1 protein-coding gene is annotated in these 1170 nt (G+C 73.2%); it reads left to right on the forward strand.

Going from position 1 to position 1170, the window contains the following annotated elements:
* Nucleotides 1–189: 189 nt before the first annotated feature.
* Nucleotides 190–1170: Lrp/AsnC family transcriptional regulator (locus AA75_RS40950; protein WP_033825588.1), on the forward strand; the 981-nt coding region annotated here is incomplete at its 3' end.

Below are 1170 nucleotides of genomic sequence, written 5' to 3' on the forward strand. Positions count from 1 at the left end.
TGCTGAGCCGTGCAGCGGAGCCGGCTCGTCCGGGCCGGGCGCTCCGAGCCCCATCGGATGTTCCGTCCGTGGTGGCCGGAACTGTCTGATGGATTGTCAGAACGTTTGCTGCGTGGGTGACATCCATGGTCGGCGCGCAGTCACCGGAATGGGCCCCGCGCGGCGGCCGGGTGGGCGAAACTTGCTCCCATGGCACACTCATCGGCGGAATCCGTACTGAGTCACACGGACCAGCGGCTGGTGGCCGCGCTGCAGTGCGACGGCCGTGTCACGGCGGAGCGGGCGGCCCAGGTTCTGGGGATCAGCGCTGCGACCGTGCGCCGCCGCCTGCAGGCGCTCGGTGCGGACGGCACGGTGCGCGTGGTGATCTCACCGGTCGCGCGGCCGCGGGGCGGCGGGTCGGCCGGGGCGCTGTTCCTGCGCATCCGGGTCCTGCGGGGCAAGCTCGACACGATCGTGGCCGCGCTCGTGGCGCGCGAGGACATCCCGTTCGTCGACGTCACCACTTCGGGGGACGAGATCTTCGCGGTCGCCCGTACCGAGCCGGGTTCACGCGACCCGCTGGTGTTCCGCCAGTTGCCTTCCACGCAGGCGGTGACGTCGCTGGAGAGCGCCACGATCCTGCACGTCTTCCGGCTCACCTCCGAGTGGCGCCACCAGGTGCTGAGCGTGCCCGAACGCACGGCGCTCGGCCCGGGCGGGCCGACTGCCGACCCGGCCGTCCCCGGGTCCCCCGGTCCGTACGGCATCGACACCGACCCGCTGGAGCACTGTCTCCTCGACGCGCTCACCGGGGACGCGCGGCTGAGCGCGGCGGCCCTGGCCGCGCGTACCGGCCACCCGGAGAGCACGGTGCGCCGCCGCCTGGCCCAACTCGCCGCCCAAGGGCGCCTGGTCACGCAGGTTCTGGTCGAGCCCCGCCGCCTCGGGCTGCCGATCGAGGCGAAACTCCTGCTGCACGTGACCCCCGACCATCTGGCCGCCGCCGGGCAGGCCCTGGCCGATCACCCGGCGGTGCACGGCGCGTTCGCGACATCGGGCCCCTCGAACCTGCACGCCGCTGCGTACTTCCCGGACGTGACCGCGCTCTACGGCTTCCTCTCCCGCGACCTGGCCGGCCTGGGCATCACCCACGTCGAGACGGCCATCGTCGGCCGTACCGCCAAACGC

This window comes from Kitasatospora sp. MBT63 (assembly GCF_000710465.2).
Classification (GTDB): domain Bacteria; phylum Actinomycetota; class Actinomycetes; order Streptomycetales; family Streptomycetaceae; genus Kitasatospora.